The 6,125-nt window shown below is 63.6% G+C and carries 5 protein-coding genes; 2 read left to right on the top strand and 3 right to left on the bottom strand.

Going from position 1 to position 6,125, the window contains the following annotated elements; genetic code table 11:
- Positions 1-155 precede the first annotated feature (155 nt).
- Positions 156-1,376, bottom strand: a complete 1,221-nt coding sequence (locus tag EOA22_RS21750; RefSeq protein ID WP_013529721.1) for a lytic murein transglycosylase — start codon at positions 1,374-1,376, stop codon at positions 156-158.
- Positions 1,377-1,585: 209 nt separating this feature from the next.
- Here EOA22_RS21750 and galU point away from each other — a divergent pair, with 209 nt between their 5' ends.
- Positions 1,586-2,491 (top strand): UTP--glucose-1-phosphate uridylyltransferase GalU, encoded by a 906-nt coding sequence (gene galU / locus EOA22_RS21745; RefSeq protein ID WP_013529722.1) that lies wholly within the window; start codon positions 1,586-1,588, stop codon positions 2,489-2,491.
- Between the two features lie 39 nt (positions 2,492-2,530).
- On the opposite strand, the gene EOA22_RS21740 is transcribed toward galU, so the two are convergent.
- The gene (locus EOA22_RS21740; protein ID WP_063168948.1) at positions 2,531-4,321 is read right to left on the bottom strand and encodes an outer membrane beta-barrel protein; all 1,791 of its coding nucleotides are present in this window, start codon (positions 4,319-4,321) and stop codon (positions 2,531-2,533) included.
- A gap of 237 nt (positions 4,322-4,558) precedes the next feature.
- Here EOA22_RS21740 and EOA22_RS21735 point away from each other — a divergent pair, with 237 nt between their 5' ends.
- Positions 4,559-5,560, top strand: a complete 1,002-nt coding sequence (locus EOA22_RS21735) for a KpsF/GutQ family sugar-phosphate isomerase (RefSeq protein ID WP_024502733.1) — start codon at positions 4,559-4,561, stop codon at positions 5,558-5,560.
- 4 nt (positions 5,561-5,564) lie between these two features.
- On the opposite strand, the gene EOA22_RS21730 is transcribed toward EOA22_RS21735, so the two are convergent.
- Complete coding sequence (locus EOA22_RS21730; RefSeq protein WP_013529725.1) at positions 5,565-6,029, bottom strand: NfeD family protein; 465 nt, start codon at positions 6,027-6,029, stop codon at positions 5,565-5,567.
- Positions 6,030-6,125 lie beyond the last annotated feature (96 nt).

The following is a 6,125-nucleotide window of genomic DNA, read 5'->3' as shown; positions in this document are numbered from 1 at the left end:
GCCCTGCGATGCGCGCAGCCGAAGCCAATCGTTTCCTCCGTCCCTTGGCGCAGTCCTGCCGAAAAACCGCATCGGTTTCTCGGCAAATGCCGCCCAACCAGATTGCTACAGTGTCCTTTGCGCGCCTGGAAGGCCGCGCGGCACCGCAGGCGGCTCTATTTCTGCCGGAGCCACTTCAGCACTTCCATGCTCGGATAGCCGTCCTGGGTCAAGCCGGCCTTGGCCTGGAAGGCCATGATGGCAGTCTTCGAGCCGTCGCCGATCTTGCCGTCGAACTTGCCGTCGTAAAGGCCATGCTGGGAAAGCCGCTTCTGCAGCTCCTGTCTTTCCTCGAAAGTAAGCTTGGTGAAAGGCCGCTTCCAGTCCTGCACCAGACCGCTCGAGCCGGCGATTTCGTCGGCAAGAAGGCCGACGGCCAGCGCATATTTGTCGGCGTTGTTGTAGGCCTTGATGACCGTGAAATTCTTGATCATCAGGAAGGCCGGCCCGCTGCGGCCGTCCGGCACCTTCAGCGTCGCCTTGTCGGAGCCGTTCTTGAACGGCTTGCCGTTGGCCCTGGCGACGCCGAGCGCCTGCCACTGCGACAGCGTCTTGGAACCGCCGGGAAGTTTTCCGGCTGGCAAGGCGACCTCATAGCCCCAGGTCTTGCCGGCCTGCCAGCCATTCTTCTTCAACAAATTGGCTGATGTCGCCAGCGCATCGGGGATCGAATTCCAGATGTCTCGCTTGCCATTGCCGTCCATGTCCACGGCATAGTGCAGATAGCTGGTCGGGATGAACTGGGTGTGGCCCATGGCGCCGGCCCAGGATCCGCTCAGATGGCTTTCGTCGATGTCGCCGGTCTGCAGGATCTTCAGCGCGGCGATCAGCTGTGTGCGGGCGAATTTCGCCCGCTTCGGATCGGCGTAGGCCAAGGTCGCCAGCGAGCGCACGACGTTGCGCATGATGTCGTCGCGCTTGAGGATCTCGCCATAATTCGATTCCATCGACCAGATGGCCAGCAGGATGTAACGGTCGACGCCGAACCTGGCCTCGATCCGATCCAGCCACGGCTTCCATTTCCTGGCCATCTGCTGGCCGACGGCGACGGACTGATCATGGACGCGGTTGTCGAAATAGTCCCAGGCAGGGGCCGTGAATTCAGGCTGCGTGCGCGCCTTTTCCAGCACCACGGGATCGATATCCCTGATGTTCCTGAAGGCCTGGTCGTATAGGGCGCCGGAAACGCCGCTCTGCACGGCGGTGGCGCGGAAGCCGGCGACCCATTGCCGGAAACCGGCATCGGCGAAAGCGGGGCCAGGCATCAGCAGAGCGAGCGATAGGCTGGCTGCCGCCATGACGCTGGTAAAAATTTTTGCGGCATTGCGAACGGACATCTTTTCCTCCTTCTCTGTCTCAGGAAAGACCATTCATCGCCGAACCAGGTTAGGAATTAGTTTACCATAGGTGCCACCGGGAACGAAAAGACGCTTCGAAGCTTTACCGGTGGACGCTCCCCTCAGTTTCCCAGTAATCCCCAATTCCGGCGTGAAAATGTCTTGAAACGGGGATTGCGGAGCTGGCCCTCAAACGGATAATTGAAAGCATGAAGAGAGTTCGCAAGGCAGTCTTCCCGGTCGCCGGCCTCGGCACACGGTTTCTTCCGGCCACCAAGGCTGTCCCCAAGGAAATGCTGACCGTCGTCGACCGGCCGGTGATCCAGTATGTGGTGGATGAGGCGCGCGAGGCCGGCATCGAGCATTTCATCTTCGTCACCGGTCGCAACAAGGCCGTCATCGAGGACCATTTCGACATCCAGTTCGAACTCTATGACACGCTGGCCCAGCGCGGCAAGGACGACCAGCTCGCCCGCCTGCAGCGGCTGCAGCCGGCGCCGGGGCAGACCAGTTTCACACGCCAGCAGGTGCCGATGGGACTTGGCCACGCCGTCTGGTGCGCCCGCGAGCTCGTCGGCGACGAGCCCTTCGCGCTTTTGTTGCCCGACATGATCATGCAGTCGGAGAAGAGCTGCACGAAGGCAATGGTCGAGCTCTACGAGGAGACCGGCAACAACATCATCGCGGTGCAGGAATGCGATCCCGCCGAAACCCACAAATACGGCATCGTCGGCCGCGGCGAGGACACGCATCACGGCTTCCGTATCACCGAGATGGTGGAAAAGCCGAAGGCCGGCACCGCGCCGTCCAACCTCTACATCAACGGCCGCTACATCCTGCAGCCGGAGATCTTCAAGATCCTAGAAGGTCAGGAAAAAGGCGCCGGCAACGAGATCCAGCTCACCGACGCCATGCTGAAGCTGGAAAAGCAGCAGCCTTTCTACGGCTACCACTATCGAGGCCGCACGTTCGACTGCGGATCGCCGGAGGGTTTTGTCGAGGCCAATGTCGCCTTCGCGCTGTGGCGCAGCGACATGAACGAGAACATGGCGGGCGTCATCCGCACGCTTCTCGACGAGCTGAAGCCGTCAGAGCGCCGTGGTGCTGCGTTTTAAACATCCTAGCGAGCGGCCGGATGTCGTTGGTGCGGCCGTTCAGCGCTGCACCTTGACGCCGAGGAAGATGCTGTTGGCGGTGTAGTCCCGGCCCGGCAGGTTGCTGGTCAGTTTCTCGCTCCTCACTCTTGTGGTCAGGCCGGCGTAGCGGTTCAGCCACCAGGTCAGGCCGGCCTCGGCGCTCAACACCCTGTCATGGCCGTCGATGCCGATGTAATCACGCCAGTCGAGACCCAGAGCCGCGTTGGCGGTGAGGTTGGCGCGAATCTGGCGTTCGCCTGTCAGGCGACCGGAATAGAGGATGTCGCCGCTCTCGCCCGATGTGGTCGTGGGCTCGACGGTGGTCCGCCCGGTCAGGCCGATTATGGTGCCGCGCTCGGGTGACCATTTGAGGTCGGCGTTGACGGTGGCACCCGAGATCGCATCGAGGTTTTTGTCGTCGATCGCTTCCCTGAGCCAGCCGGCCGAGAATTCGCCCGACAGCTTCTCACCCATGTCGAGTGCAAGGCCGGCGCGGGCGCCGAGTCGCGTCGACGAGCGCTCGAAGCCTTCATTGTCGATGCGTTGATCATAGGTCCGGCGGCCGACCTCGATTTCGGTGAAGGGGGTCAGGGCAGGGGAGATCTCGTAGCCGGTGCGCAACGTCGCCGTGTAGAGCGTCGAGTCCTGATCCTTCTGCGACAGCGAGGTGCCGTCCGATAGCTTGGCGTCGCCGTAGAAGTCGTGCGAGACCGCGCCGGTCAAGGTGTACTGCATCTTGCCGAGATGCTTTTCGACGGCCAGGCTGCCATCGATGGTCTGCCGCAGCGGCTGCTTGCTGACGCCGGCAATGGCGTCCGGCGATGATGCCGATTCCGGCACGGCCTCGTAGCCGAGCTTGGCGATGGCGCGCAAACCATTGTCGAGGTCGACATTGAGCTGGCCTTCGATGCGGCCTTGCTCGTCGTGAACCGGGTAACCCGAGACGGTCTCGCGAAAAAGGCCATAGCCGTCGATCGTAGCGGAGTTCTCGCGCCAGTCGGAGGCGGCGGAAAAGCGCAGCGCCGTCTCGGACAGCAGCGCCGACTTGCCTGCACTGCTCGAATCGCCGTTCGAGGTGGCGGTCAGGCCCTGTTCGATCGTCGGCCGGATGACGAAGGAGCCCCATTTGACGCCGGTGGCGGCAAACGGATCATCCTCCAGCTTCTTCTTCTGGCCTTCGATGGCGTCCGTACGCTCCGCTCCTGGGTCGAGCTTCTGCCTGTCGGCGCTGTCGATGGTGAGTGCGCGGCGGTTGGCCGTGTCCGCATCGGTCTCTGCGGCATCGGTGGCGTCCGGCGTGGAGGCGGTCGTGGAAGCGGTGATGTCGGAGGTGTCGGCCGTCGATTTCTTCTTCTTTTTCGACTTGTCGGCAGCCTTGTCCTTGGCTTGGTCAGCCGCATTCTGCCTGGCGGCCGATGAGCGGCGGCGCGGCTTGGGCGGCGCCGCAGTGTCGACGGACGTGTCGTCAGTGGCTGCCGGCGGGTCAAAGAGGCTGCCGGTCGCGGTGGCGTCGCCAGTGTCAGCGTCGTCAGGCACGGCACCGGCGCTGGCCGGCAGATAGGTGCGGGCCGGCGCGTTGTCCTGCGCGGCGTTGGCCGGCTGTTGACCCTGCGCTGCCAAGGCCAGCTGTCTCGCCTTGCGCTGCTGGTCGGACAGGATCGCCGATTCCGAAACTTCGCCGCGCAGTTCGGTTTCCTGGGCATGGAGCGCCGTTGGGCGCAGCAAGGCAAACATGCTGGTTGCCAGCAGCAAGGCGCAGACCGCCTTGCCCCCACGTCCCGTCGAATTTTCTGGCTGGACCCCGGACATCGCCACCACTGCTTGCGCGGCGCACGCGCGCCATACTTACCGAACCGTAAATGGGGATGGTTAACGGAGGGTTGAGGCAGCGGCCCGTCAGCTGCCTGAAGCGCTGATTTCCAAAGGGATTCATACCGCGTGCGTTTTCTCGCCTGCCGTCGTCTGAACCACCGCACACGTTCGGGCGATATGCCTGGGGCCATTTCCGTTGGACAGCGCGCCGGCAAAGCGCTAATCGCATCAGCCATGCATGCGGGATCCCTGGATAAGAAGCCTTTGGACAGGCAAGCCTCGATCGCTTCGGCGCTGAGGACGGTGGCGACAGAACAGGCCGGTGTCGCAGCCCTCGCCGAGGCGCTGGAGAATGGGCTGGCCGCGCCTTTCGCCCAGGCGGTCGAGATGATCTCGGGGATTGAAGGCCGGCTCATCGTCACCGGCGTCGGCAAAAGCGGCCATATCGGTTCGAAGATCGCCGCGACGCTGGCCTCGACCGGCACGCCGGCTTTCTTTGTCCATCCCGCCGAAGCCAACCACGGCGATCTCGGCATGATCGCCAGGGACGACGCCATCATCGCCATGTCGTGGTCGGGCGAAAGCAAGGAACTGATGGGCATCGTCGCCTATTCCAGGCGCTTTTCCATTCCGCTGATCGCCATCACCGCCGGAGAGACATCGGCGCTGGCGCGGGCGGCGGACGTGGTGCTGCTTTTGCCGCGCGCTCCGGAGGCCTGTCCGCATGGCCTGGCGCCAACGACATCGACGCTGCTGCAACTGGTGATGGGCGACGCGCTGGCGATCGCGCTGCTCGAAGCACGCGGCTTCACGCCGGACCATTTCCGCACCTTTCACCCGGGCGGCCAGCTCGGCGCCAATTTGACGCAGATCCGCGAGATCATGCATGTCGGCGACAGGCTGCCGCTGGTGGTTGCGGGCACCGGCATGCAGGACGCGATCCTGGAACTGTCGCGCAAAGGGTTTGGCTGCGTCGCGATCACCGATGTCGACGGTGCGCTGGTCGGCATCATCACCGATGGCGACATCCGCCGTCACATCGGCAGCAATCTGCTGGCGATGACGGTGGATCAGGTGATGACAAGAGGTCCGAAGACCGCGACGCCGGACACGCTGGTGGCAACGGCGCTGCAGACGATCAACAATTCAGCCATCACCAGCCTGATGGTGGTGGAGGGCCGGAAACCAGTCGGCCTCATCCACCTGCATGATCTGCTGCGTATCGGCGCCGCCTGAACGTTCAGACCGCCTCGACGGTCAGTTCCAGATCCGTATCGGCCGCACCCGTCACGCGCACTTGCGTGCCGGCCGGCAGGTCAGGGCCGGAGACACGCCACAGTGTGTCGCCCAGCTTGATGCGGCCGCGCCCGTCACGGATCGGTTCGGCAAGTGTCGCCATCCTGCCGACCATCTGCGCGCCGCGCCGGTTGAGCAGCGGCTGATCGGTCGGGTCGTTGCGGCTGCCGACCAGCTTCTTGCCGACATAGGCCGAGACCAGCGACAGCGCCAGGAAGGCGAGGACCTGGACCTGCCATGTCCAGAAGCCGGTGTCCCAGATCAGCAGCGACACAGCGCCGATGATCAGCGCGGCGATGCCGATCCACAGCATGAAGATACCCGGCGCGATGATTTCCATCACCAGCAGGACGAAACCGAGAACCATCCAGTTCCACGGGCCGAGTTCGGAAACGATGCGGTCGATCATTGGTTTCGACCTCAGTTGTCGGTTGGGCGAACGACCGGCGGGCGCGCGGCCTGCCCCTGCGAGCCGGTCGTGCCCTCGCCGCGGAAGACTTCCTTG

The organism is Mesorhizobium sp. M7A.F.Ca.US.014.04.1.1, assembly GCF_003998745.1.
GTDB lineage: Bacteria > Pseudomonadota > Alphaproteobacteria > Rhizobiales > Rhizobiaceae > Mesorhizobium > Mesorhizobium ciceri.
The sequence above is the reverse complement of the archived record's forward strand: the minus strand, read 5'-3'. Positions and strand labels throughout refer to the sequence as shown.

Excerpts from the sequence above, each read along its gene's own strand:
- EOA22_RS21735 (WP_024502733.1), top strand. The coding sequence starts at position 4,559 with ATGCATGCGGGATCCCTGGATAAGAAGCCTTTGGACAGGCAAGCCTCG.
- EOA22_RS21730 (WP_013529725.1), bottom strand. The coding sequence starts at position 6,029 with ATGATCGACCGCATCGTTTCCGAACTCGGCCCGTGGAACTGGATGGTT.
- EOA22_RS21750 (WP_013529721.1), bottom strand. The coding sequence starts at position 1,376 with ATGTCCGTTCGCAATGCCGCAAAAATTTTTACCAGCGTCATGGCGGCA.
- galU (WP_013529722.1), top strand. The coding sequence starts at position 1,586 with ATGAAGAGAGTTCGCAAGGCAGTCTTCCCGGTCGCCGGCCTCGGCACA.
- EOA22_RS21740 (WP_063168948.1), bottom strand. The coding sequence starts at position 4,321 with ATGTCCGGGGTCCAGCCAGAAAATTCGACGGGACGTGGGGGCAAGGCG.